23 protein-coding genes are annotated in these 24,299 nt (G+C 71.5%); 16 read left to right on the forward strand and 7 right to left on the reverse strand.

Annotation, left to right across the window (positions count from 1 at the left end; genetic code table 11):
* Positions 1 to 7 precede the first annotated feature (7 nt).
* On the forward strand, positions 8 to 496 hold the full coding sequence (locus tag ACFQPS_RS01370; protein WP_377355799.1) for a gamma-glutamylcyclotransferase family protein: 489 nt from the start codon (positions 8 to 10) through the stop codon (positions 494 to 496).
* Here the strand turns inward: ACFQPS_RS01370 and ACFQPS_RS01375 are convergent.
* From ACFQPS_RS01375 to ACFQPS_RS01385, 3 genes are read right to left on the reverse strand one after another with little or no spacing between them, the layout of a single operon-like run.
* Entirely contained in the window at positions 482 to 1,399 is a 918-nt protein-coding gene (locus tag ACFQPS_RS01375) for a transglutaminase family protein (protein WP_377355801.1), read from the reverse strand. The two genes, ACFQPS_RS01370 and ACFQPS_RS01375, sit on opposite strands and share 15 nt — an antisense overlap.
* On the reverse strand, positions 1,389 to 3,962 hold the full coding sequence (locus ACFQPS_RS01380; RefSeq protein ID WP_377355803.1) for a circularly permuted type 2 ATP-grasp protein: 2,574 nt from the start codon (positions 3,960 to 3,962) through the stop codon (positions 1,389 to 1,391). Before ACFQPS_RS01380 ends, ACFQPS_RS01375 begins: the two co-directional genes overlap by 11 nt.
* Complete coding sequence (locus ACFQPS_RS01385) at positions 3,955 to 7,314, reverse strand: transglutaminase family protein (protein ID WP_377355805.1); 3,360 nt, start codon at positions 7,312 to 7,314, stop codon at positions 3,955 to 3,957. The genes ACFQPS_RS01380 and ACFQPS_RS01385 overlap by 8 nt, the downstream gene beginning before the upstream one ends.
* 383 nt (positions 7,315 to 7,697) lie before the next feature.
* Here ACFQPS_RS01385 and ACFQPS_RS01390 point away from each other — a divergent pair, with 383 nt between their 5' ends.
* The 8 genes from ACFQPS_RS01390 to ACFQPS_RS01425 all read left to right on the forward strand — a co-directional run bounded on the left by ACFQPS_RS01390 (position 7,698) and on the right by ACFQPS_RS01425 (position 16,137).
* Complete coding sequence (locus ACFQPS_RS01390) at positions 7,698 to 8,219, forward strand: flagellar basal body-associated FliL family protein (RefSeq protein WP_377355806.1); 522 nt, start codon at positions 7,698 to 7,700, stop codon at positions 8,217 to 8,219.
* Between the two features lie 22 nt (positions 8,220 to 8,241).
* The gene (gene fliM, locus ACFQPS_RS01395; protein WP_377355809.1) at positions 8,242 to 9,327 is read left to right on the forward strand and encodes a flagellar motor switch protein FliM; all 1,086 of its coding nucleotides are present in this window, start codon (positions 8,242 to 8,244) and stop codon (positions 9,325 to 9,327) included.
* Positions 9,324 to 9,923: a DUF6468 domain-containing protein gene (locus ACFQPS_RS01400; protein ID WP_377355810.1), complete on the forward strand. Its 600-nt coding sequence runs from the start codon at positions 9,324 to 9,326 to the stop codon at positions 9,921 to 9,923. Before fliM ends, ACFQPS_RS01400 begins: the two co-directional genes overlap by 4 nt.
* Positions 9,920 to 10,750, forward strand: a complete 831-nt coding sequence (locus ACFQPS_RS01405) for a MotE family protein (RefSeq protein ID WP_377355811.1) — start codon at positions 9,920 to 9,922, stop codon at positions 10,748 to 10,750. Before ACFQPS_RS01400 ends, ACFQPS_RS01405 begins: the two co-directional genes overlap by 4 nt.
* Positions 10,751 to 10,838: 88 nt before the next feature.
* Positions 10,839 to 11,477, forward strand: coding sequence for a protein phosphatase CheZ (locus tag ACFQPS_RS01410; protein WP_377355813.1), 639 nt, complete (start codon positions 10,839 to 10,841; stop codon positions 11,475 to 11,477).
* A gap of 15 nt (positions 11,478 to 11,492) precedes the next feature.
* Complete coding sequence (locus tag ACFQPS_RS01415) at positions 11,493 to 12,173, forward strand: flagellar motor protein MotB (protein ID WP_377355815.1); 681 nt, start codon at positions 11,493 to 11,495, stop codon at positions 12,171 to 12,173.
* Between the two features lie 8 nt (positions 12,174 to 12,181).
* On the forward strand, positions 12,182 to 12,889 hold the full coding sequence (locus tag ACFQPS_RS01420) for an OmpA/MotB family protein (RefSeq protein WP_377355817.1): 708 nt from the start codon (positions 12,182 to 12,184) through the stop codon (positions 12,887 to 12,889).
* Positions 12,889 to 16,137: a tetratricopeptide repeat protein gene (locus ACFQPS_RS01425; protein ID WP_377355818.1), complete on the forward strand. Its 3,249-nt coding sequence runs from the start codon at positions 12,889 to 12,891 to the stop codon at positions 16,135 to 16,137. Before ACFQPS_RS01420 ends, ACFQPS_RS01425 begins: the two co-directional genes overlap by 1 nt.
* A 41-nt stretch (positions 16,138 to 16,178) precedes the next feature.
* Here the strand turns inward: ACFQPS_RS01425 and fliP are convergent, their stop codons facing one another.
* Genes fliP through ACFQPS_RS01445 form a run of 4 tightly spaced genes read right to left on the reverse strand, consistent with a single transcriptional unit; the run spans position 16,179 to position 18,061 of the window.
* On the reverse strand, positions 16,179 to 16,946 hold the full coding sequence (gene fliP / locus ACFQPS_RS01430; RefSeq protein WP_377355820.1) for a flagellar type III secretion system pore protein FliP: 768 nt from the start codon (positions 16,944 to 16,946) through the stop codon (positions 16,179 to 16,181).
* Between the two features lie 2 nt (positions 16,947 to 16,948).
* The gene (locus tag ACFQPS_RS01435) at positions 16,949 to 17,347 is read right to left on the reverse strand and encodes a FliO/MopB family protein (protein ID WP_377355821.1); all 399 of its coding nucleotides are present in this window, start codon (positions 17,345 to 17,347) and stop codon (positions 16,949 to 16,951) included.
* A gap of 49 nt (positions 17,348 to 17,396) precedes the next feature.
* Positions 17,397 to 17,750, reverse strand: coding sequence for a hypothetical protein (locus ACFQPS_RS01440; protein WP_377355823.1), 354 nt, complete (start codon positions 17,748 to 17,750; stop codon positions 17,397 to 17,399).
* On the reverse strand, positions 17,747 to 18,061 hold the full coding sequence (locus ACFQPS_RS01445; protein WP_377355825.1) for an EscU/YscU/HrcU family type III secretion system export apparatus switch protein: 315 nt from the start codon (positions 18,059 to 18,061) through the stop codon (positions 17,747 to 17,749). The genes ACFQPS_RS01440 and ACFQPS_RS01445 overlap by 4 nt, the downstream gene beginning before the upstream one ends.
* 324 nt (positions 18,062 to 18,385) lie before the next feature.
* On the opposite strand from ACFQPS_RS01445, the gene flgB reads away from it, so the two are divergent.
* The 7 genes from flgB (at position 18,386) to ACFQPS_RS01480 (ending at position 24,263) form a co-directional block, all read left to right on the forward strand.
* Positions 18,386 to 18,793, forward strand: a complete 408-nt coding sequence (flgB, locus tag ACFQPS_RS01450) for a flagellar basal body rod protein FlgB (protein ID WP_377355827.1) — start codon at positions 18,386 to 18,388, stop codon at positions 18,791 to 18,793.
* Between the two features lie 23 nt (positions 18,794 to 18,816).
* Complete coding sequence (flgC, locus tag ACFQPS_RS01455) at positions 18,817 to 19,227, forward strand: flagellar basal body rod protein FlgC (RefSeq protein ID WP_377355829.1); 411 nt, start codon at positions 18,817 to 18,819, stop codon at positions 19,225 to 19,227.
* Positions 19,228 to 19,259: 32 nt separating this feature from the next.
* The gene (gene fliE / locus ACFQPS_RS01460; protein WP_377355831.1) at positions 19,260 to 19,568 is read left to right on the forward strand and encodes a flagellar hook-basal body complex protein FliE; all 309 of its coding nucleotides are present in this window, start codon (positions 19,260 to 19,262) and stop codon (positions 19,566 to 19,568) included.
* A 16-nt stretch (positions 19,569 to 19,584) separates the two neighbouring features.
* Positions 19,585 to 19,860 (forward strand): flagellar biosynthesis protein FliQ, encoded by a 276-nt coding sequence (fliQ, locus tag ACFQPS_RS01465; RefSeq protein WP_012566113.1) that lies wholly within the window; start codon positions 19,585 to 19,587, stop codon positions 19,858 to 19,860.
* 13 nt (positions 19,861 to 19,873) lie between these two features.
* On the forward strand, positions 19,874 to 20,638 hold the full coding sequence (gene fliR, locus ACFQPS_RS01470) for a flagellar biosynthetic protein FliR (RefSeq protein WP_377355834.1): 765 nt from the start codon (positions 19,874 to 19,876) through the stop codon (positions 20,636 to 20,638).
* 15 nt (positions 20,639 to 20,653) lie between these two features.
* On the forward strand, positions 20,654 to 21,733 hold the full coding sequence (gene flhB / locus ACFQPS_RS01475; RefSeq protein ID WP_377355836.1) for a flagellar biosynthesis protein FlhB: 1,080 nt from the start codon (positions 20,654 to 20,656) through the stop codon (positions 21,731 to 21,733).
* A 124-nt stretch (positions 21,734 to 21,857) separates the two neighbouring features.
* The gene (locus ACFQPS_RS01480) at positions 21,858 to 24,263 is read left to right on the forward strand and encodes a hybrid sensor histidine kinase/response regulator (protein WP_377355837.1); all 2,406 of its coding nucleotides are present in this window, start codon (positions 21,858 to 21,860) and stop codon (positions 24,261 to 24,263) included.
* The last annotated feature ends 36 nt before the right edge of the window (positions 24,264 to 24,299 follow it).

A 24,299-nucleotide genomic window follows, 5' to 3' on the forward strand; every position in this document is an offset into this window, starting at 1 on the left:
TCCCCTCATGCTGCTCTTCGCCTTCGGGACATTGATGGATGCGGAGGTGCGCGCGCTCGTGCTCGGGCGCGCGAGCCCGGACGCGGAGGCGCGGCCGGCCGTCCTGCCGGACCATCGGCGCGTGCGCGTGGCGGGAGAGGTCTATCCGGCTGTCGTTCCCGATCCGGGCGGAGCGGTGGCGGGCCTGTTGCTGCCGCTCCGCTCGGCCGGGGAGTGCGAGCGGGTGCAGTATTTCGAGGGGCTGCACCAGATCCTGCGCGACCACACCGTGCGCTGCCGGCGCGACGGCCCGGTCACCGCTCTGGTCTGCACCAGCGCCGATACACTGCGGATCGAGGCGGAAGCCTGGTCGTTCGCGGCGTGGCGGGCGCGGCACAAGGCCGTCTATCTGCCGGCGACGGCGGCCTACATGGCGGGGTTCGGCAGGGTCGGGGTGCGCGACGCGCTCGCCGGCTGGGCCGGGAGCTTGGCCGGGACGGCGTCAGCCGGCGGCTGAGAGCGGCTCCACCCGCACCTCCACCGTCAGCGTGTGCATCCCGCCGCCCAGGATGACGCCGCGCAGCGGGCAGACATCGTCATAGTCGCGGCCCCAGCCCAGCGTGACATGGTCCAGCCCGGCGGTGACGTCGTTGGTCGGGTCCAGGTCCAGCCAGCCGTCAGCGGTTCCGCACCACGCCTGCACCCAGGCATGGCCCGCCGCAGCCCCGCGCCAGGACGGCGCCCCCTGCGGCGGGTCGGTGCGCAGATAGCCGCTGACATAGCGGGCCGGCAGCCCCAGGGCGCGCAGGGCGCCGATCATCAGATGCGCGAAGTCCTGGCAGACGCCGCGGCGCTGCGCCAGCACCTGCCGCACCGGCGTGCTGACCGTCGTCGCCGTCGGGTCGAAGGCGAAGTCGGCGTTGATCCGGTGCATCAGGTCCAGGCAGGCCAGGGCGACCGGCCGCGCCTCAGGGAAGCTCGGCAGGGCGAAGCCGGCCAGCGCTTCGTCCGGGGCCGGCACGCGCGGGCTGGCATAGAGGTACTCCGCCGTCTCCGGCAGGGCTGGGGCGGCGTCGCGCACCACCTCCCAGGCCGGGGTCAGGGCCGGGTCGGACGGGGCGGGGACGCGCACCTCCACCTCCAGCTCGGCGGTGACGGTCAGGTCCCGGTGCGGCGTCTGCACGGCGGCATAGGTCACCGGGTTGCCGAACCAGTCCAGCCGCTCCACGGCCACGGCCGGCTGCGGCGCCAGGACCAGGGCCGCGCCCTGCACCGTCTGCCGCGGATGCGGCCGGGGGGCCAGATGCGCCAGGAGCTGGGAGGAGGTCACCGGCTCGCCATAGGCGTAGCGGGTGACGTGCCGGCAGCGGTAGCGCACGGCAGCGGCAGCGGCGCCCGGGGCGGGCGCGTCAGGTGGCACGGGCGAAGGCATGGCTGAAATAGGCCTGGGAGATCAGGTCGGAGATCTGCGGCAGGGCGGTGTCCAGCCGCTCCACCAGATGCAGCAGCACGGCCGGGTCGCGGCCGGCGTCCTCGCGCATCGCCTGGAACAGCAGGTCGTGCAGCAGGCCCAGCGCGGTTTCCACCGGCGGCCGGCCCTCCTGCTCCGTCTCCGCGCGGGGCAGGGAGACCAGCTGCGCCGCCACGGCGTCGAGCTGGTAGAGCAGCGAGCGCGGATGGTCGGACTCGGCCAGCAGCAGCGACAGGGCCGGCGCCACCCGCAGCCCGGCGGGGAAGCGGGCGCGGTATTCCCCGCCCGAGGCCGCCAGTTCCAGCAGCACGGCCAGGGCCGGGTGCGGGGCCGTGCTTCCGGTCAGGAGCCCGGTGCCGCGCAACCCCGCGGCGATGCCGATCGCCCTTTCCAGCCGGCGGCCCAGCACCAGGAAGCGCCAGCCGGGGCTGCGCACCATGCCGTCCTGCTCCAGCCCGGCCAGCGCCGCCATCGCCGTCGCCAGATCGTCCAGCCGCAGCATGGCGGCGGCCAGCCCGCCGCCGGGGGCGTCGGCCGTCAGCGTGTCGAGCTGGGCCAGCACGCGCGACAGTTCCGGCGGCAGCCGGTCGCGCACGCCGACGGCGGCGCGGCGCAGCCGGTCCAGCGCCGCGCGCAGCCCGCCGGGGTTGGCCGGGTCGAAGGCGATCTCGATGGACTGGCGGATGCCGCGGGCGCTGTCCGCCGGCGGCAGGGCGGCGATCGCCGTCGGCACCAGCCCGATCCAGCCCATCAGGCGCAGCAGCGGCAGCAGCTCCTCCGTGGCGCCGGGCCGGTCCTCATCCACCAGCCGGGCCGCCGCCGCGCGCAGCACCCGCACCCGGGCATCGGCCCGCTCGGCATAGCGGCCCAGCCAGAACAGGTGGTCGGCCGCGCGGCTGGGCAGGCTACCGGAGACGGGCGCCGGTTCCCGCTGCCCGGCCTCCGGCACCTGGTTGCGGCGGCGACCGCCCGTATCCGGGCCGGAGCCGACGACCCAGGCGTCCTTGGCGCCGGCGCCCTCCTGCAAGGAGACGGAGGGGTGGCGGGGATCGGCGGAGATGCGCACCAGCCCGCCGCGCATCACGGTCCAGTCCGCGCCGGTGGCGCAGGCGAAGACGCGCAGCACCAGCGGCTGCGCCTCCACCTTGCCGTCGCGCCAGACCGGCACTGTCGAGGGCGGGGCGATGGCCTGCCCGACCCAGCGGACGGGGCAGGCATCGATACGGCCGGCCAGTGCCGCGCGCCGGGTCCGGTCCAGCTCGCTGCCCAGCACCGGGCGGCCGGGCAGGGCGGAGAAGGCGGGGCGGAGCGACAGCCGCTCCAGCGTCTCCAGCATCTCGCGGCGCTGCCCCGGCTCCCCGGCCCAGAGCGTCGGCACGTCCGGCAGGCTGAGATCCTCGCCCAGCAGATGCCGGCACAGGGCCGGCATCCAGGGGATCAGGGCGGGGCTGTCCGTCAGGCCCGAGCCCAGCGCGTTGGCCACGGCCACGCTGCCGGCCCGCACCGCCTCCAGCAGTCCCGGCACGCCCAGCGCGCTGTCGGCGCGCAGTTCCAGCGGATCGCAGAAGCCGTCATCCACCCGGCGCAGGATCACGTCCACCCGTTCCAGCCCGGACAGGGTCTTCAGGTAGACGGCCTGGTCGCGCACCGTCAGGTCCGCGCCTTCGGCCAGGGTCAGGCCCAGGTGGCGGGCCAGGTAGGCGTGCTCGAAATAGGCTTCGTTCAGGGGGCCGGGGGTCAGCAGCACGGCCCGCGGCGTCCCGTCGGGGCCGGAGGCGCGGGGGGCGATCTGCACCAGCGTGTCGCGCAGCGCCTCGAAGAAGGGGGCCAGCCGGTCCACGTTGCAGGCGCGGAAGGCGTCCGGCAGCGTCTGGCTCAGGATGACCCGGTTCTCCAGCGCGTAGCCGGCTCCGGTGGGCGACTGGGTGCGGCTGGCCAGAACGCGCCAGACGCCGTCGCCGCCGCGCACCAGATCGGCGGCATAGAGCGCCAGCCGAACCCCGCCGGGCGGTTCCACCCCGTGGCAGGCGCGCAGGAATCCGGGATCGGCATGCAGCAGGGCGGCCGGGATGATGCCATCGCGCACCAGGGACTGGCCGCCGTAATGGTCGGCCAGCACGGCTTCCAGCAGGCGGGCGCGCTGCACCACGCCGGCGGCGATGGCGCGCCACTCCTCCGCCGGCAGCAGCAACGGGATCGGGTCCAGCGGCCAGGGCCGTTCGTGCCCCTGGGCGTCGCCGCCATCGCCGTACAGGTTGTAGGTCACGCCGTTCTGGAACAGCAGCCGCCGCGCCGCCTCCCAGCGCTGCCCCATCACCTCCGGCGCGAACGGGCCGTGCGCGGAGAAGAAACCCTGCCAGTGCGGACGCAGCCGGCCGGTGCCGGTGACCATCTCGTCCCAGACGGGGCCGCAGCCCTCGTAGCCCAGCGCGTCGGCCTCCCCGAACAGCGACGGCTGCGCCTCCGGGCGGGAGACGGCGACCTGGGGCGGCATCGCGGCGGGATCAGCCAAGGCGGAGATCCAGTGTCAGGGGGAAGTCGGGGTTCGGCGTCCCGGTGGGAACGCTCATCGGCCCCGGCGTGTGCCCGAACGGGAAGAATCTCGCCAGCCGCCGTCCCTCCGCCTCGTTGGCGTTGACCGGGAAGGTGGTGAAGTTGCGTCCCCCCGGATGCGCCACATGGTAGGTGCAGCCGCCGATCGACCGGCCCGTCCAGGTGTCCAGGATATCGAAGACCAGGGGGGCATGGACCCCGATCGTCGGGTGCAGGCAGTTGGGCGGCTGCCAGGCGCGGAAGCGCACGCCGGCCACGGCCTCGCCCTCCGTGCCGGTGGGGCGCAGCGGCACCCGGCGGCCGTTGCAGGCGACGGTGTAGCGCTCGCCCGGGGCTCCGGTCAGGCGTACCTGCACCCGTTCCAGCGAGCTGTCCACATAGCGCACGGTGCCGCCGCCGCCCGGCTCCTCGCCCAGGACATGCCAGGGCTCCAGCGCCGTGCGCAGTTCCAGCGTCAGGCCGCGGTGGCTGACCTGCCCGATCACCGGGAAGCGGAAGGTGGTGTGCGGCGCGAACCAGGATTCCTCGAAGCCGTAGCCGGCGGCGCGCAGGTCGGCCACCACGTCCTGCATGTCCTGGATCACGAAATGCGGCAGCATCCAGCGGTCGTTCAGCTCCGTGCCCCAGCGCACCAGCCGGGCCCGCCAGGGCTCGCGCCAGAACCAGGCGATCAGCGCGCGCAGCAGCAACTGCTGCACCAGGCTCATCTGCGCGTGCGGCGGCATCTCGAAGCTGCGCAGCTCCAGCAGGCCCAGCCGGCCGCTGGAACTGTCCGGCGAATAGAGCTTGTCGATGCAGAACTCGGTGCGGTGGGTGTTGCCCTGCACGTCCACCAGCAGGTGCCGCAGTGCCCGGTCCACCAGCCAGGGCGGGCAGCCCGGCCCGGCCCCGTCCAGCACGCCGAAGGCGATCTCCAGCTCGTACAGGCTGTCGTGCCGGGCCTCGTCCACCCGCGGATGCTGGCTGGTCGGCCCGATGAACAGGCCGGAGAACAGGTAGGACAGGGCGGGGTGGTTCTGCCAGTAGGTCAGCAGCGAGCGCAGCAGGTCCGGCCGGCGCAGGAACGGGCTGTCCGCCGGCGTCGCCCCGCCGACGACGACATGGTTGCCGCCGCCGGTGCCGACATGCCGGCCGTCCAGGGCGAACTTCTCCGTGCCCAGCCGGCTCTGCCGCGCATCCTCGTAGAGCGCCGTCGTGGTCCGGGCCAGCTCGTCCCAGTCGTGGGCGGGGTGGATGTTGACCTCGATGACGCCGGGGTCCGGCGTCACGGCGATGCCGTTCAGGCGCGGGTCCTTCGGCGGCGGATAGCCTTCCAGCACCACCGGCAGGTCCAGCGCCACCGCCGTCGCCTCGACGGCGGCCAGCAGCTCGACCCAGTCCTCCAGGACGCTGGTGGGCGGCAGGAAGACATAGAGGCGCCCGTCGCGCGGCTCCACGCACAGGGCCGTCCGCACCACCCACCAGGCGCTCTCGCCCCGGTCCGGGGCGCGGTCCTCCGGTGCCCGATCTCGGTTGCGCCCGTCAGCGTCGCGCACATCGGCCATGCGGCCGGGGCCGCCGCGGTGGACGGGCTCCGTCCGGCCCTTCAGTTCGGCGCGCTGGGCCAGATCGACGTGCGGCGGCAGCGGCCCGCGGTCGTCGAACGGGTCCTGCTCCCAGGACCAGGGGCGGTCGTCAGGGTCCACCCAGGGCAGGCTGCCCAGCGGCAGCCGGTAGCCCACGGGGCTGTCGCCGGGCACCAGGAACAGCCGGTCGCTGCGCGTCGGCCACGGGCTGGACAGCCAGACAGGGCCGTGCGCCTCGTGCCGGCGGTTCAGCGGCAGGGCGAAGCCGATGGGGGTGTCGAGACCGCGCTCGAACACCCGCGCCAGCCGCGCCCGCTCCTCCGGATCGTCCAGGCGGGAGTCGGCGGGATCGACATTCACCGGCAGCGCCCGCTCCTGGCGGATGAAGTGCCAGGGGTCCTCGTAGGTCGCCCGTGCGTAGTCCGCCGGGACGCCCAGCCGTGCGGCCAGTGCGGCCATGAAGCGCTCGGCCTCGGCCAGGCCGAAGCCGTAGTCGCGGCGCTCGTCGGCCTGGTACTCGGCGTGGGTCCACAGCGCGTCGCCGTCGCGCCGCCACCAGAGCTGCAAGGCCCAGCGCGGCAGGCTCTCGCCCGGATACCACTTGCCCTGGCCGAAATGCAGCACACCGCCGGGGCCGAAGCGGGTCTTCAGCCGGCGGATCAGGTCGCCGCCCAGCAGCCGCTTCGTCGGTCCCTGCGCCGCCACCGTCCATTCCGGCCCGTCCATGTCGTCGATGGAGACGAAGGTCGGCTCGCCGCCCATGGTCAGGCGCACGTCGCCCTCCGCCAGATCGCGGTCGATCCGGCGGCCCAGCGCGTCGATGGCGGCCCACTGCTCCGGCGCGTAGGGGCGCGTGACCCGCGGCTCCTCGCGGATGCGGGTCACCTGCATGTGGTGCTCGAACGATACCTCGCAGGCGTCCAGCCCCCCGGCGACGGGGGCGGCGCTGGCCGGGTCCGGCGTCGCCGCCAGCGGGATGTGCCCTTCGCCCGCCAGCAGGCCGGAGGTCGGGTCCAGCCCGATCCAGCCGGCGCCGGGCAGGTAGACCTCGGTCCAGGCGTGCAGGTCGGTGAAGTCGGCCGACGGTCCCTCCGGCCCCTCCAGCGGCTTCACGTCGGGGGTGAGCTGGATCAGGTAGCCTGAGACGAAGCGGGCGGCCAGCCCCAGATGCCGCAGCACCTGCACCAGCAGCCAGGCGCTGTCGCGGCAGGAGCCCTTGCCCCGCTCAAGCGTCTCCTCGCAGCTCTGCACGCCCGGCTCCAGCCGGATGACGTAGCGGATCGCCTCTTGCAGCCGCTGGTTCAGCCCGACCAGGAAGCCCACCGTCGGCTGGCTCGACCGGTCGATGCCGGCGAGCAGTCGGGTCAGCCGCGGCCCCGGCTCTTCCGTTTCCAGGAAGGGGCGCAGCTCCCGGTGCAGCCAGGGCTCGTAGGTGAAGGGGAAGCGTTCGGCCTGCGGCTCCAGGAAGAAGTCGAACGGGTTCAGGGCCGCCATGTCGGCCACCAGATCCACTTCCAGCGTGAACTCGGTCGTCTTTTCCGGGAAGACGAAGCGCGCCAGCCAGTTCGACTGCGGGTCCTGCTGCCAGTTCAGGAAGTGCTGCTTCGGCGTGACCTTCAGCGAGTAGGAGAGGATCGGCGTCCGGCAGTGCGGCGCCGGGCGCAGCCGCACGATCTGCGGCCCCAGGGAAATCCGCCTGTCGTACCGGTAGACCGTCCGGTGGTTCAGCGCGACGTGGATTCCCATGCCCGTCCCCCTCGATGATCCAGCCCCTCGCGGGGACCCTGGGCCGGGGAAGCCTACCACCAACGGCGGGGTCGGTTAAGCTGCGATGCACAATGGCGGCGGAGTCGGCGTGGCCGTCCCCGCACTGTAACGGTTCCGCTACCATCGGCCCCTATGCTGATGCTCCGCGCGTCAGGGATGGCGGGCGGAAGGTGCCGGTGGCGACGGGGGCGGTCTCCCGCCTCATACTTCTTCGCAGCAGGGGCCCGGAAATTGTTGAAAGCCCTTGTTAACCACCCCATGATTAAAACGGGTTACCGCGCGGGTGCGCGGTCTTTTGTGGTACGCGATTTTCCCCGGAGGCGGGGACGCGCGTATCGGGGCCAGGAGGGGACGAGGGCGCCATGACGGCCATCGAAACGGATGGCGGCGGAACCGAACAGGAACTCCCGCGCAAGAAGCTCAGCGGCAAGAAGATCGTCCTTTTCATCGTGCTGCCGATCCTCGTGATCGGCGCCGCGGCTGCCGGCGTCGTCTTCTCCGGCATCCTCCACAAGGGGGAGGACGAGCACGCCGAGGAGGAGGAGACGCATGCCGCCCCGCCCGCCGAATGCAAGGGACCGCCGGCCTTCGTCGATTTCCCCGACGTGCTGGTCAATCTCAACACCAAGGAACGGCGCCCGCAGTTCCTGAAGCTCAACATCAAGCTGGAGTTGTGCTCGGCCCTGGACGTGCCGGCCGTGACCGCGGTGCTGCCGCGCATCACCGACACCTTCCAGGTCTATCTGCGTGAGCTGCGGGTGGACGACCTGAACGGGTCTGCCGGCGTCTACCGTCTGCGCGAAGAACTCCTGATGCGGGTCAACACCGCGGCCTACCCCACACGCGTGCAGGACGTGCTGATCCAGGAAATTCTGGTACAGTGATGCCGGGGGGCGAGGGGTAACCATGGCGGGTCCGGAGCTTAGCGAAGAAGAGCGTATGGCTGCCGAGTGGGCCGCCCTCGCAGATGAGGGCGGCGGCGGTGGCGACGACAGCTTCGGCGAGATGGGCGGCGGGGGCGGGGCCACCCGCGTCCTGAACCAGGACGAGATCGACAGCCTGCTCGGCTTCGACCGGGACGGCGCCGGCGACGGCGACAACACCGGCGTGATGGCGCTGGTGAACTCGGCGCTCGTCAACTACGAACGCCTGCCGATGCTGGAGGTGGTCTTCGACCGCCTCGTGCGCATGATGTCCACCAGCCTGCGCAACTTCACCTCCGACAACGTGGAGGTGTCGCTCGACCAGATCAGCTCGGTGCGCTTCGGCGATTACCTGAACTCCATTCCGCTGCCTGCGATGCTGGCCGTCTTCAAGGCGGAGGAGTGGGACAATTATGGCCTGATGGTCATCGATTCGGCGCTGATCTACTCGATCGTGGACGTGCTCCTGGGCGGCCGGCGCGGCACCGCGGCGATGCGCATCGAGGGGCGGCCCTACACGACCATCGAGCGCAATCTGGTCGAGCGCATGGTCCATGTCGTGCTCTCCGACCTGTCCGCCGCCTTCGATCCGCTGTCGCCCGTCACCTTCCGCTTCGACCGGCTGGAGACCAATCCCCGCTTCGCCACCATCGCGCGTCAGGCCAACGCCGCCGTGCTGGTGAAGCTGCGCATCGACATGGAGGACCGCGGCGGCCGTCTGGAACTGCTGATCCCCTATGCGACGCTGGAGCCGGTACGCGAGCTGCTGCTCCAGATGTTCATGGGTGAGAAATTCGGCCGTGACAGCATCTGGGAGACGCACCTCGCCAGTGAGCTGTGGATGACCGACGTGCATCTTTCCGCCGTGCTCGACGAAATCACCCTGTCCCTCTACGACGTCCTGAACTGGCGCATCGGCAGCCGCGTGCTGCTGAACGTGGCGCCGGACGACACCATCGAACTGCGCTGCGGCGACGTTCCCATGTTCCTCGGCCGCATGGGCCGCAAGGGCGGCAACATCGCCGTGCGCATCGACCGTGAAGCCCCCAAGCCGGAGCAGCAGCCATGATGTCTGGCCTTGTTTCCCTGCTGCTGGACGTGGTCGTGATCGGGCTCCTGGTCGCCACCATCGTCTACGCCGTCCGCCTCAACCGACAGCTCTCCGCCGTCAAGGACAGCCGGGCCGAGCTGGAGGGGCTGGTCAAGGGCTTCGCCGAGGCGACGGCCCAGGCCGACGCCAGCGTGCGCGGCATGCGCAAGGCCGCCGGCGAATCCGGCGAGCAGCTCCAGTCCCTGCTGGACCGCGCCCAGACCCTGAAGGAAGAGCTGGAGATCATCGTGCAGGCGGCCGACGGGCTGGCCAACCGGCTGGAGGTGGTCTCGGGCCGCGCCCGGCAGGCCATCGCCCCCGCCGCCACGCCGTCGGCGGCCGTCCGCCCCGCGCCGGCGCCGGCCCCCGTCGCCATGCCGCCGCGTCCGGCGCAGCCCCGGCCGCCCCAGCCCCGTCCGGTGCCACCGTCGGCCGCGGCGGACGAACCGATGCCCGCCCCTGCCATGCCGTCCCCGATGCCGACCGCCCCCGCACCGGCCCCGGCCGCCGGCACGGAACCGCGCTCCAAGGCGGAACGTGAGCTGTTGCAGGCGCTGGAGAACATGCGGCAATGACCTCTGCCCCGCTCTCCCGCTCATCCGCTCCACCGCCGCCGGCCCGCGCCAAGGCCGCGCCGCGCCGCGTGGCGAAGCCGGCGGCGGCGCCGAAGCCGCCGCCGCGCAGCCTGTTCTCCCGCTTCCGGCTGCTGCCGCTGACGATCTTCGCCGCGGTCCTGCTGCTGGGGGCGCGGGTCGTGGACATCTGGACCTCCGTCGCCTCCGGCACCGCCTTTCCGGAGATCGCGTCCTCCGTCGCCGATCCCGGCACGGCGGGCGGCCTGCCGCGGGAGACCCGCACCCAGGTTGCCGACAACGGGCAGGCGAAGCCGGCGGAGACGGCCGGGCAGGGAGCGGCACAGCCGGCTGCCCCGGAGTCCGCCCCGCCGGCCGCCCCCGAGGCGCCCTCGGCCCCGCCGGGCCAGACCTTCACGCCGTCGGAGCTGGAGATCCTCCAGCGCCTCCAGGACCGGCGGGAGCAGCTCGACCAGCGCTCGCGCGGCCTAGACCAGCGGGAGGCGCTGTTGCAGGTGGCGGAGCAGCGCCTCGACCAGAAGATCGGCGAGCTTCAGACCCTGCGCGGGGAGATCCAGGCCCTGCTGCGGACCGTGAACGAGGAGCAGCAGGCCCAGCTCGACAGCATCGTCAAGATCTATGAGACGATGAAGCCGAAGGAGGCCGCCGCCATCTTCGAGGCGCTGGACGACACCGTGCTGCTGAACGTGCTCAGCCGCATGAAGGAAACCAAGGCGGCACCGATCCTCGCCTCCATGGACCCCAAGCGGGCGCAGGAGGTGACGATCATGCTGGCCGACCGCAAGAAACTGCCCAGCCTGCCGGAGTGACCGCGATGTGCGTCCGCAGGCTTCTGTCCCGTATCCGTATGATCCGCATGGCCGCGCGGGCCGTTACCGCGCTTGGGTGAGGTGATCCATGATCCGTGCTTCCGACCCAGTTCTCCAGGAGCGCCTGGACTCCGCCCGTACCCAGGCCGGCCAGCCACTGACCCGTGAGGAGGTCGCCGAGATCGTCTCCTCGGTCGTCGCCTCCATGGGCGGCGACATCAGCCAGACGGAGGTGAAGCTCTATTCCGAGCTGGAGGCGCTGGCGCGCTACATCAACAACGCCAAGAAGGAAATCGCGGCCATCCGGCCGGCCGACATCCACGAGGAGCACATCCCCCGCGCCACGGACGAGCTGGATGCCGTCGTCGGCCACACGGAGGAGGCGACCAACCGGATCATGGATGCCTGCGACCAGATCATGGCCATGTCGGGCGAGGTGCCGGGCGAGGTCTCGAACCGGCTGATGATGATCACCACCGGCATCTACGAGGCGTGCAACTTCCAGGACATCACGGGCCAGCGCATCTCCAAGGTCGTGCGCGCGCTCAAGCACATCGAGGCGAAGGTCGAGGCGCTGCTGCTGGCCTTCGGGGAGGAGGTGCAGCGCCGCCATCCCAACGTGGTCGAGGAAGTGAAGAAGGACGACGAGGACAAGTTCCTGCTGCACGGGCCGCAGCTCTCCGGCCAGGGCGTGGACCAGTCCTTCATCGACAGCCTGTTCGACTGACCGGGACCGGCGCTGATGCTGTCCGGGGGCGACCACGCCGCGGATCAGGACGACGGGGGCGGCGGCATGCTGCTCTACCTTGCCCTGTTCATCCTTCTGCTCGCCTTCTTCATCCTGCTGACCTCCCTTGCCAGCTACGATGAGCGACGGGCCGGTCAGGTGCTGGAGAGCGTGGACCGCGCCTTCTCGTTGCGGACCAGCCTCAGCGGTCGCCAGGGCGACCGTGACCGGGAGGCGGCGCTGGCGGAGGCGTCGCGCGCGCTGCGTGACCTGGGCGACCTGTTCCAGGCAGAGATCCCGCTTGCCAAGGTGGAGGCTCCGGCCGACGGGAGCACCCTGGTGGTGACGCTGGGCGCGGACGATCTCTTCACGCCCGGCACCCTGGCTTTCCGGCCGGAGCGGGCGGGACTGGTCCACCGCATCGCCGACGTGCTGGCACCGCGGCCCTCGGGCGTGCAGGTTCGCACGGATGCCCTGGTCGCGCCCGGTGATGCGGTGCGCCGCCCTGCACCGGCAGAGGTCGCCCGCGCCGGAGCGCTGGCGCGCGGGCTGGTCGATCAGGGCGCGCCCGCGGCGGCGCTCTCCATCGGGATCGAGCCGGGACGCCCGGCGGGGGAGCTGCGCTTCCTCTTCCGCATCCATGATCCTGCGGCGCCGGCCGTGCGCCTCTCCGCCGGTGCGGGTGCGGCGCCATGAGCGGCGGGATGCGTCTGCTCGCCCTGCTGCCGTCGCGGAACACCGCGTCCGGACGGGCCTGGCTGGTGAGCTTCACGGATCTGGTCTGCCTGATGCTGACCTTCTTTGTCATGCTCTACGCCATGTCAGACCCCGCCGACCCGCGCTACCGCGCCCTTGCCGGCGGGCTGCATGGCGACCGTGCCGTGCGGGCCGACGGGCAGGCGGCCCCGGAGGCGGCCTTCAACGTGGATGGGCTGAACCGGGAAAAGGCGATCGATCTCGGCTATCTCGGCCGGGTCTTCGAGACGCAGATGGCCGACCATCCCGAGCTGGCGCAGGTCCTCATCACCCGGCGCGACGGCCGGCTGGTGCTGGCGCTGCCGGCCGACCTGCTGTTCGCTCCCGGTGACGCCGCCTTGTCGCCCGCGGGGCGAAAGGCGCTGTTCGTGCTGGGGGGCGTGGCGGGCAACATCGGCAACGCGCTGGAGGTGGTGGGGCATACCGATCCGCGGCCCGCGGGCAGCCGCTGGCCGTCGAACTGGGAACTGTCGCTGGCCCGTGCCCAGGCGGTCGCGGACGCCCTGCACGGTGCGGGCTATCTCCGCGCCATCACCGTGCGCGGACAGGCCGACGCCCAGTTCCCGGAAACGGCACCGTTTCTGCCGGTGGCGGAGCGGATGCGCCTCGCCCGCCGGGTGGACGTGATCGTGGCCGAGCACGGGGGGGCGCGGTGATGCGGCGGCCCCCGTTGCACGAGCGGCTGACGACCCTGGCGTCCGTGCTCGCGCTGCTGGCCGGAACGGAGGCGTTCGCCCAGCCGGCCCGGCCGGAGGCCCAGCCTCCGGCGCAACAGGCGCCCGCCACGGCTCCGGCTGCCGTGCCGCGTGTGGCTGTCCGGGCCGGCATCCATCCCGGCTATACCCGGCTGGTGTTCGACTGGCCGTCCGATGTCGGCTACCGCGTCGAGCGGGATGGAACGCAGGTGATGCTGCGGTTCGACCGTGCCGCGCGGGCCGACTTCGCCCAGGCCCGCCGGATCAATCCCCCCCGGGTGCAGGGGCTGACCCAGGTTTCCGATACGCCCGGCCTTGCCGTCCGCTTCACTGTCGCCGCCGACGCCACGCTGAAGGATTTCCGCAGCGGCGCCCGTGTCGTGGTGGACATCGCCGGCCCGTCGCCCGCGGCGGCTGCCCCGGCCGTCGCGGAGACGCCACCTGCCGCTGCGCCGCCCGCCACACCGCCGGCGACCACACCGCCGGCCGACCAGCCCGCCGGCGCCCGGCCGGCCAGGGAAGCCCCGAAGCCGGCACCGTCGGCTGCCGCGCCCGCTGCCCGTCCACGGGGGATGGAGGCGCGGATGGAGGAGGAACGCCGGAAGGCGGAGGGAGAACCGCTCTGGCAGCTCAGCCAGCAGCGGGCCGCGGCCCAGGCCGGCACGCCCGCCGGAACCCCGCCGGCAGGGGGACAGCCCGCGCCCACCCAGCCCGTACCGTCACAGCCCGCACCTGCCCAACCTGTGCCGGCCCAGCCCGCGCCGGCTCCGGCCGGAGCGCCGCCGGCCACCCCTCCGGCACCCGCCCCTCCGTCGCCCGCCGAGCCCGTGGCGGCGGTCGAGGCGGCCCCCGTCATCGTCGCCTTCGATCCGCAGGCCCCGACGGCGGCGGCCGTGTTCGAGCGGGCCGGCTGGCTCTACATTCTGTTCGACCGTCCGGTGCCGCCCGCCGCGGCTCCCGCGGCGGTGCCCGGGCTGACCGGCGCCATCGAACCCGTCACCCATGCCGACGGCGGCGGCTTCCGCTTCACCCACCCCGTCATCCTGACCCCGCGGGTGGAGAAGGAGGGCACGGTCTGGCGCGTCGTCCTGGCCCGGCCGGAGGCGCAGCCCGCCCCCGGCGACGGTATTCCCGTCGATGCGGAGCCGGATTTCGCGCTCGGGCCGCGGCTGGTGCTGAAGACCCCGGACGCCGCCCGGGTGATCGACTTCACCGATCCCGTGGTCGGGGACACCCTCAAGGTCGTGCCGCTTCCGCTGGCCGGGCAGAACATGCCCGAGCCGCTGCGTCTGGCCGACGCGCAGATTCTCTCCTCGGCGCAGGGCATCGTCGTCCGCCCGGTCAACGACCAGCTCCTGGTGCAGCCGGTGCGCGAGGGGGTGGAGATCACCATTCCCGGCGGCCTCCGCCTCTCCCCGCCGGAGGATATCGCCGCCGCCCTGCCGCCCCCTCCGGCGGAGCCGGAGCGGCTCTACGACTATGCGGCCTGGGGACAGGTGCCGCCGCAGAACTACATCCGGCGCCGTCAGGCGCTGTGGCAGGAGGTGGTGGCCGCTCCGCCGGGCAACCGTGGCCGCGAGCGCCTGAAACTGGCCCGTTTCTACCTCGCCAACGGCTGGGGGGCGGAGGCGCTGGGCCTGCTCGACCTGATCCTGGAGGAACAGCCCGACCTGGACCGCCGGGCCGAGTTCCTGGCCGTCCGCGGTGCTGCGCGGGCGTTGGCGGGCGACCCGGACGGCGCCATCGCCGACCTTTCCTCGCGCAGTCTGGTGGGCGAGCCCGATGCCGACCTCTGGCAGGCCGCCGCGCATGCGGAGAAGGGGGAGTGGGACCGGGCAGCGACCCTGTTCGCCCGGCAGGCGCGCCTGCTGCGCGACTATCCGGAGCCCTTCTTCTCCCGGCTCGCCCTGCTCGCCGCGGATGCGGCGCTGCGCCAGGGCGATCTCGACACGGCGGGACGGCTGATCGACCGGCTGGACCGTCGCGGTGCCGACGACGGCCCGCGCGCCGCCGCCTTCCATTATTTCGCGGGCGAACTGGCGCACAAGCAGGGCGACGAGCGCAAGGCGGAGGATGCGTGGGAGAAGGCGGCCGCCTCCAACGACCGGCTGTACAGGACCCGTGCCACCAAGGACCTGATCGACCTGCGCCTCGCCAACGGCAAGCTGCCTCCGGAGAAGGCGGCGGAGGAGATGGAGAAGCTGCGCTTCGCCTGGCGCGGCGACGACCTGGAGCTGGAGATCCAGCGGCGGCTGGGGGAGGTCCACGCCCTGGCGAAGCAGTACCCGGCCGCCTTCGACACGCTCAAGCGCGCCATCACCCTCTATCCCGACAGCCCGCAGGCGGCGGAGATCGCCAAGCGGATGTCGGAGATCTTCGCCAACCTGTTCGTCCAGGACGGGGCGGCGTCGATGCCGCCGCTGGAGGCGCTGGCGCTCTACGAGCAGTACCGCGAGCTGACCCCGCCCGGCCCCGACGGCGACCTCGTGATCCGCCGGCTGGCGGAACGGCTGGTCGAGATCGACCTGCTGGACCGCGCGGCGGAGCTGCTGGAACATCAGGTGCAGTACCGGCTGGCCGGAACGGAGAAGGCGCAGGTCGGCACCCGCGCGGCCGGTATCCGGCTGCTGGACAGCAAGCCGGACAAGGCGCTGGCGACGCTGGACGCCAGCGAGATGCCGGACCTGCCCGCCGCGCTGGTGGAGGAACGCAGGCTGCTCCGCGCCCGCGCCCTGGCCGATCTTGGGCGCGGATCGGAAGCGGTGGGCCTGCTCGCCGCCGACGGGTCGCGCCCGGCCAAGCTGCTGCGCATCGACGTCGCCTGGCGCGACAAGCAGTGGCCGGCCGCCGCCGCCGCCCTGGCCGATCTGATCGGTCCGCCCCCCGCTGCGGGAACGGAGCTGGCGCCCGAGCAGTCGCGGCTGGTCATCAACCGGGCCGTGGCCCTGGCGCTCGCCCAGGACGATGCCGGCCTGCGCCAGATCCGCGACCAGTTCGGCCCGGCGATGGAGAAGACGGCGGACGCCACGGCCTTCCGCGTGCTGACCCGCCCGGACGAGGCGGCGGGGCTGGTCGATGCGGCGACGATCCGGTCCCGCATCGCGGAGATCGACATGTTCCGCAGCTTCCTGGACGGCTACCGCACCCGCCAGCAGGCCGCGACCCCGCCCGCCGCCGACACGCCCCCGGCCCCGGCCGGGATGAACTGACCCGGCCCGGTCGCGCCCCTGCGCGGCGGCGCCGGGGCCGGTCAGGTCGTGCCGAAGCTCTGCACCAGACTGCCGACGATCAGATACCAGCCGTCCACCAGGACGAAGAAGATCACCTTGAACGGCAGGGCGATCAGGGTGGGGGGCAGCATCATCATGCCCATCGACATCAGCACCGACGCCACCACCATGTCGATGACCAGGAACGGCACGAAGACCAGGAAGCCGATCTCGAAGGCCCGCTTCAGCTCCGACAGCATGAAGGCCGGGATCACCACCTGGAGCGGCACGTCCTTGGGGGCCGCCACCGGCCCCGTCTTGGCGATATCCAGGAAGAGTTGCAGGTCGCGTTCGCGCACATGCTTCATCATGAAGCCGTGGAACGGCTCCACCGCGCGGTTGAACGCCGTCAGCTCGTCGATGTCCTCATTGATCAGGGGCCGGATGCCGTTGGCATAGGACTCCTGCATCACCGGCGCCATGATGAAGAAGGTCAGGAACAGGGCGAGACTGACCAGCACCTGGTTCGGCGGCACCTGCTGCGTGCCCATGGCCGAGCGCAGGAACGACAGCACGATCACGATGCGCACGAAGCAGGTCATCATGATCAGGATGCTGGGCGCCAGCGACAGCACCGTCAGCAGCGCGACAAGCTGGATGATCCGGCCGGTCGCGGTGCCGTTCTGCTCACCCAGGTCGAGCTGGAAGTTCTGGGCCGCGGCGGGACCGGCCAGCAGCAGGAACAGGCCGCCCATGGCGACCGGCAGCAGCAGCCAGAGCAGCGTTTTCGGCGGGGGCAGGATGCGCATGCTCAGGCCCCGTCCCCGCCGGCGGTTGCGCTGTCCGTCCCGTCGGTCCGCACCGGCTCGCCCCGGACCCGCGCCAGCGCCTCGCGGAACGGCTGTGCCGGGGGGCGGGGCGGGGCGGCCTGCGGCGGCGGAGCAGCGGCGGGCAGGCCGCCTTCGACCACCAGATCGGTGGCGGCCCCCAGCAGCAGCAGGTGCTCCACGCCGTCGCGGCGCACCAGCACCAGCCGGCGCTTGGCGTCCAGCGGCAGGACCTCGACCACGGCCAGCCGCCGCTCGCCCCGGGCCCGCGCCATCAGCCCGGCCCCGGGGCCGAAGCGGCGCAGCAGCAGGCCGAAGACGCCGATAAGGGCCAGCACGAAGACCAGGGCCACGATGAAGCGCAGATAGCTCGTCGCGTCCATGCTCAGGCTCCGGAGGCGCCCGCGGGCGGGCGGGAAGGGGGACGCGGCATCAGGCTTCTTCCGGCTTGCGGTAGGCGACGGCGGCGCGCATGCGACGGCTGGCCGGCTCGGCTCCGCCCAGCGTCTCGCCGTGGGTCTCGGTCAAGGCCGCCTGCACGCCCTCCAGCGCCGCCAGCACCTCCTCCAGGAAGGGCAGCAGCAGGCGGGCATGCTCCGGCGGCAGGGCTACGGCGGCGTCCAGGAGCTGCCGCGCCTCCGTCTCCAGCCCGGCCAGGTCCACCAGATCGCGCTGGCGCACCAGCCCGGCGCTGCGCTCCAGCACGGTGCGCAGCTCCGTCAGCGCCGCGGCGATCTCCTCCGGCGAGGCAGGAGAGGACGAGGCGGGGGGGAGGGTATCGGTCATGGCGCGGCTTTTCCGGTCGGGGCCGGCGCGCCCGGCGGCGTGCCGTTCGCCCGGTAGACGTAGGCAAGGATTTCCGCCACGGCGGCAATCGCTTCCAGGGGGATCTCGCTGTCCAGGTCCAGGGCGGACAGGATTTCCGCCAGATCGGCGTCCTCGCGCACCTTGACCCCGGCGGCGAAGGCCATCTCCAGGATCTGTTCGGCCACGGCCCCGTGTCCGCTGGCGACGATGCGCGGCAGCGACTCGCCGCCCGGCTGGTGCCTCAGGGCGACGGCCACGGGACGGCGCGGCGGTGTCTCCGGCTGGCTCAAGGCGACTGGCTCACAGATGCGGGCTCACGGCGACGGTCTCAGGCAGGCGCGCGCCGTGGCGGGCCGATCCTGCGCGGCGCAGCTTAACAAATCCTTCCCCCCGGTAAACCCTGCGGGTTGCCCCGGATGGATCACGGTTTTCCAACTCTTAACCCTATGGGTGGAGTATGATAGGAAAAGATAGATTCAATTTTATGCATTCCGCGTCATGCCGCCGGCCGGACCGGCGGGAACCGGCAGGGGCGGTATCCGGGCACGGTTCTTGCTTGTCAGTGTGGTGCGAATCAGGTCTGGCGGAAGCCAGATCGGGCAGGGAAGGGTGTCATGGACCTGAACAAGATCGGCCTGTTCAAGCTCATCTCGGAAAAGATGGCCTGGCACAGCCAGCGCCAGGGCGTTCTGGCGCAGAACGTCGCCAACTCCGACACGCCCGACTACAAGCCCCAGGACCTCGTGGCCTTCGATTTCCGCAAGGAGCTGCGCGAGAGCGGCCGGATGGAGATCGCGCGGACCAACCCGATGCACATGGCCGGCACCCTGCCCCGGGACCGGCCCTTCAAGGACGGCCGCCAGCGCGGCACCTACGAGACGGCGCCCGACGGCAACGCGGTGGTGCTGGAGGAGCAGATGACGAAGCTGGGCCAGAACGCCATCGAGTTCCAGGGCATCACGAACATCTACCGCAAGCAGATCGCCATGCTGAAGACGGCGCTCGGCCGTGGCGGGCAGTGACGGTCGTGACAGGAGACTGAACCATGGATCTGATGAACACCCTGTCGCTCTCCGCCGCCGGCCTCAAGGTGCAGGGCACCCGGCTGCGGGTGATCGCGGAGAATCTCGCCAACGCCAACTCCACGGCGCCGACGCCGGGCGACCTGCCCTACCGGCGCAAGGTGATCCTGTTCCAGAACGTGCTGAACCGCGAGCTGGGCATGCCCACCGTGAAGGTGAAGAAGATCGACGTGGACCGCAGCGACTTCCAGCGCCGCTACGATCCCGGCCACCCCAGCGCCGATGCCGAGGGCTACGTGCTGATGCCCAACGTCAACACGCTGGTCGAATCCATGGACATGCGCGAAGCACAGCGGTCCTATGAGGCCAACCTCAACGTGATCGACACGACGCGCCAGATGCTGACCCGTACCATCGAGCTTCTGCGCAGCTAGGCGCGCAGGCTTTTCCGCAGGAGTGACCGAGCATGGCCGTTCCCTTCACCAGTGCCGCCGCCGCCTACGCGAACGCCGCCGTCCAGGGCCTCAAGCCCGGCATGAAGACCCCTGCCGAGGAGGGCGAATCCTTCGGCGATCTGCTGCGCCACGCGGCGGAGGAGTCCATCGACACGATGAAGGCCGGCGAGCAGAAGAGCATCGAGGGCATCGTCGGCAAGGCCGATCTGGCGGATGTGGTGACCGCGGTGAGCAATGCCGAGGTCACGCTCCAGGCGGTGGTGAACGTCCGCGACCGGGTCATCACCGCCTATCAGGAAATCCTCCGGATGCCGATCTGACGGACGGGGCAGGGCCGTGACGGATGCGGATGTCATCGCCATCGGGCGCGAGGCGCTTCTCGTCGTCGTCATCGTCGGCGGCCCGCTGATGCTGATCGGCCTCGTCGTCGGCCTCGTGATCTCGCTGTTCCAGGCGCTGACTCAGATCCAGGAGCAGACCATCACCTTCGTGCCGAAGATCGTCATCATGTTCGCGGCGATGGTCTTCCTGATGCCGTTCATGCTGGGGCACCTGCGCTCCTTCATGGAAGGGATCGCGGACAAGATCGTCGCCATCGGCTCGGGCGGCTGAGGCGGGGTGGGGGATGGACCTCGCGGCGTTCGTCGGCGGTTCGGTCTTCGCCTTCCTGCTGGTGTTCGTGCGGCTGGCCGCCGCCTTCATGATCATCCCCGCGATCGGGGAACAGGCCATCTCCGCCCGCATCCGGCTGATCTTCGCCCTTGTCGTGGCGGCGGTGGTGACGCCCGTGGTGCGCCAGTACCTGCCGCCGGAGCCCTCGGCCCCGGCCGAGCTGGCGGCGCTCGTGGTGAGCGAAATCCTGGTCGGCCTCTTCATCGGCACCATCGCGCGGGTGCTGCTGACCGCGCTTGAGACGGGCGGCTTCCTCATCGCCAACCAGCTCGGCCTCGCCGCCGCACAGGCGTTCAACCCGGCGCTGGCGGCGCCGGGCAATCCGATCGGCGCCCTGCTGGGCATCGGTGCGGTGGTCGTCATCTTCGCCACGGACCTGCATCACATGCTGATCCTGGCGGTGGTGGACAGCTATACCCTGTTCAGCCCGGCGGACGGGCTGCCGCTGGGGGACGCGACGGAGCATCTGGCCCAGACCGTGAACACCAGCTTCGCCATCGGGGTGCAGCTTGCCGTGCCCTTCTTCGTCATCGGCTTCCTCTTCTATCTCGGGCTCGGTCTGGTCGCGCGGCTGGTGCCGCAGGTGCAGGTCTTCTTCGTCGGCCTGCCGATCCAGATCGCCATCGGCTCGCTGATGCTGAGCCTCAGCCTCTCCGCCCTCATGCTGTTCTGGCTGACCCATTTCGAGGATCAGCTCGTCGGCCTGTTGCGGCCCTGACCGGGGGGAGCGGCGATGGCCGAGGATCAGGACCAGGACTCCAAAACAGAAGAACCGACAGACAAGAAACTCCGCGACGCCCGGGAGAAGGGGCAGGTCGCCAAGTCGATGGAGGTCGGGCATCTGTTCATCCTCGCCTCCGGGCTCGTCATGGTGCTGCTGCTGCTGCCCTGGTCGGGGCGGATTCTCTGGGACGCGATGATGCCGTTCGTGGAGCGTCCGCACGCCATCCTGATGGCGCCGGCAGCCCTGGGCGACGTGCTGACGGACCTCACGCTGGACATCGCGCTGGCGCTGGCGCCGACGCTTGTGCTGCTGCTGCTGGCGGCACTGGCGGCGCCGATCGTCCAGGTCGGGCTGATGGTCTCCGCCGAGAACGTGTTCAAGTTCGACCTGAACAAGCTGAACCCGCTCACCGGCCTGAAGAACAAGGTCTCGCTCAAGAATCTCGTCGAGTTCCTGAAGTCGCTGGGCAAGCTGGTTCTCGTCGGCATCGTCGTCAGCGTGCTGCTGCTGCCGCTGTGGACGTCCATCGAGCACTTCCTGGCCCTGCCGCTGCCCGCCGTCATCGTCGAGACACGCCATGAGGCGGCGAAGCTGATCGCGGCCGTCGTCATCGTCCTGGGGGCCATCGCCGGGGCCGACTACGCCTTCCAGCGTTACCAGTTCATGCAGCAGATGCGCATGACCAAGCAGGAGGTGAAGGACGAGTACAAGCAGACCGAGGGCGACCCGCTGATCAAGAGCAAGATCCGGCAGCTCCGCATGCAGCGGGCCCGCAACCGGATGATGACGGCCGTGCCTTCGGCCGACGTGGTGGTCACCAACCCGACCCACTTCGCCGTGGCGCTGAAGTACGATGCCTCGGCCATGTCGGCGCCCCGGGTGGTCGCCAAGGGGGCCGATCTGGTCGCCAAGCGCATCCGCGAACTGGCGGAGGAGGCCGGGGTGCCCATCGTCTCCAACCCGCCGCTGGCCCGCGCCCTGTTCGCCACGGCCGAGGTCGACGAGGAAATCCCGGCCGAGCACTACAAAGCCGTTGCCCAGGTCATCTCCTACGTCTTCAAGCTGAAGCGCAAACCGATTCCCGGCTGAGGGGGCTCTGGTCTCCGGCCTGTGGCCTGCTATGGTGCCGCACCCGTCTTCCGGAAAGGAGAGCCGCCCCGTGCCGCCCGATCCGCAGCCTCGAGCGCCGTCGGAGCGCCTGTCCGGAAACCCCGTGCGCGTGGCAGCACTGGGGGCGGCGCTGCTGGCCCTGATCGGCGTCGGCGGCATGCTGGAGGCGGTGTCCGGCTCCAGCGTCGATGGCACCGTGCTGGTCTGGCTGGTCGGCAGCCTTCTGGGATTCGGTGCCTTGGGGCTGGTCTGGCTGGTGCAGCGGGCGGTTGCCGGGTGGCAGGGCGACCGCGGGCTTCTCGGCGCCGTGCTCGACACCGCGCCCGACGCGCTGGCCTTGCTGGCCCCCGACGACCGCCTGCTGCTGATCAACCGCTCCTTCGCGGAACTGCTTCCCCCGGGGGGCGGCGGGACCGCCGCCGCTGGCGGGAACGGTGTCCGGGCGGCGCTGGCCTCCGTCTTTCCCGATCTGGACCCGGTCGCGCTGGCCCGGATGGACGCGGCGGCGCGGCAGGGCCGGGAGACCGCCCTGGAGGTGTCCTCGCCATCCGTCCGGTCGTCCCGCTGGCGGGTGTCTGCGGTCCCGGTGCCCGGACGGCCGGGCCATGTGCTGTGGCGGGCGGCGTCCCTGCCGGCGCCGGCCTATGCCTTCCCCGACGCCCTCGACGGGGCGCCCGTGGGCGTGCTCGTCGCCGACGCGGCCGGGGTGCTGCTGGCGGCGAACCCCCGCGCCGCCGGCTGGCTGGACATTCCGCCCGGCGACGTGGCGGCCCGCGGCCTGCGCCTGGATCAGGTCGTGGCCGGGCTGCCCGTGGCGGAGGCCCGGCCGTCCGACCTGCCGTCCGAGGTGGCGCTGCTGCGTCCCGACGGCAGCGCCATGCCGGCCAACGGCTACCGCATCGTGGAGGACGGCCCCGACGGCCGGCGCGACGTGCTGCTGCTCTGCGATCTCTCCCCGGACCTGCCGCGGCGGCAGGCGATGGAGCGGGCGGAGCGGCGGTTCCAACGGTTCTTCGAGTATGCGCCGATCGGTGTGGCGCTGGTCGATCCGGAACTGCGGCTGGCCGAATGCAACGCCACCTTCCTGTCGCTGGCCGGGTCGGCGCTGGAGGAGGTGCAGGGCCGGCCCATCGGCATGGCCTTCCAGCGGGAGAAGCGCGCGGAACTGGTCGGGCGGCTGCTCGACATCCTGAACGGGCGCGAGGTGGTGGCCGGCAGCACGCCCATCGAGATCAGCATGCGCGGCGCCGGCGGTCCGATGGTCCACCTGTTCGCCCGCCGCATCGATCTGGACGGGGAGGGCGGCCTTGTCCTCCACGTCGTGGACATGACTGAACAGAAGAGCCTGGAGAACCAGATCGTCCAGTCGCAGAAGATGCAGGCGATCGGCCAGCTTGCCGGCGGCGTGGCGCACGACTTCAACAACCTGCTGACGGCGATGATCGGCTTCTGCGATCTGCTGCTGCTGCGCCACAAGCCGGGGGACCAGTCCTTCTCCGACATCATGCAGATCAAGCAGAACGCCAACCGGGCGGCCAATCTGGTCCGCCAGCTCCTTGCCTTCTCGCGGCAGCAGACCTTGCAGCCGCGGGTGCTCAGCGTCACCGACGTGCTGGCGGAACTGTCGAACCTGCTGCGCCGGCTGATCGGCGAGAACATCGAGCTGCGCATGCTGCACGGGCGCGATCTCGGGCTGGTCAAGGTGGACCAGGGTCAGCTCGAACAGGTCATCATCAACCTCGCCGTCAATGCCCGCGACGCCATGACGGGCGGCGGTCGGCTCAGCATCGTCACCAGCAACTTCTCTGCCACGGGGCCGGTGCGGCGCGAGTCGGAGGAGATGCCGCCCGGCGACTATGTCGTGATCGAGGTGGCGGATACGGGTGTCGGCATCCCGAAGGAGAACCTCCAGCGCATCTTCGACCCCTTCTTCTCGACGAAGGAGGTGGGATCGGGCACGGGCCTCGGGCTCTCCACCGTCTACGGCATCGTGCGCCAGACGGGCGGCTTCATCTTCGTGGATTCCGCCCCCGGCCAGGGGGCGAAGTTCTCCATCTTCCTGCCACGGCACAGCGAGCCGGTGACGGCCGCGCCGCCGCCCGAGCCGAAGGAGCGGGCGACGGCCGACCTTACCGGCATGGGCACCATCCTGCTCGTGGAGGACGAGGATGCGGTGCGCGTGTTCGGGGCCCGCGCCCTGCGCAACAAGGGCTATCTGGTGCTGGAGGCCAGGAGCGGTGAGGTGGCGCTGGAACAGCTCCGGCGCGAGGGCGGGCCGAAGGTGGATCTCGTCATCACCGACGTGGTGATGCCGCAGATGGACGGTCCCACCCTGATCCGGGAGGTGCGCCGGCTCCGGCCGGAGATCAAGGTCATCTTCATCTCCGGCTACACCGAAGACAGGTTCCGCGACGCGGTGGACGCCGGCACCCGCATCGAGTTCCTGCCCAAGCCCTTCAGCCTGAAGCAGCTCGCTTCCAAGGTGAAGGAGGTCATGGCCCAGGGCTGATTCCGTCCGCCGGTCTGCACCGGAACCCCGGGACAG

It is taken from the genome of Rhodocista pekingensis, from assembly GCF_042665545.1.
Taxonomy (GTDB): domain Bacteria; phylum Pseudomonadota; class Alphaproteobacteria; order Azospirillales; family Azospirillaceae; genus Rhodocista; species Rhodocista pekingensis.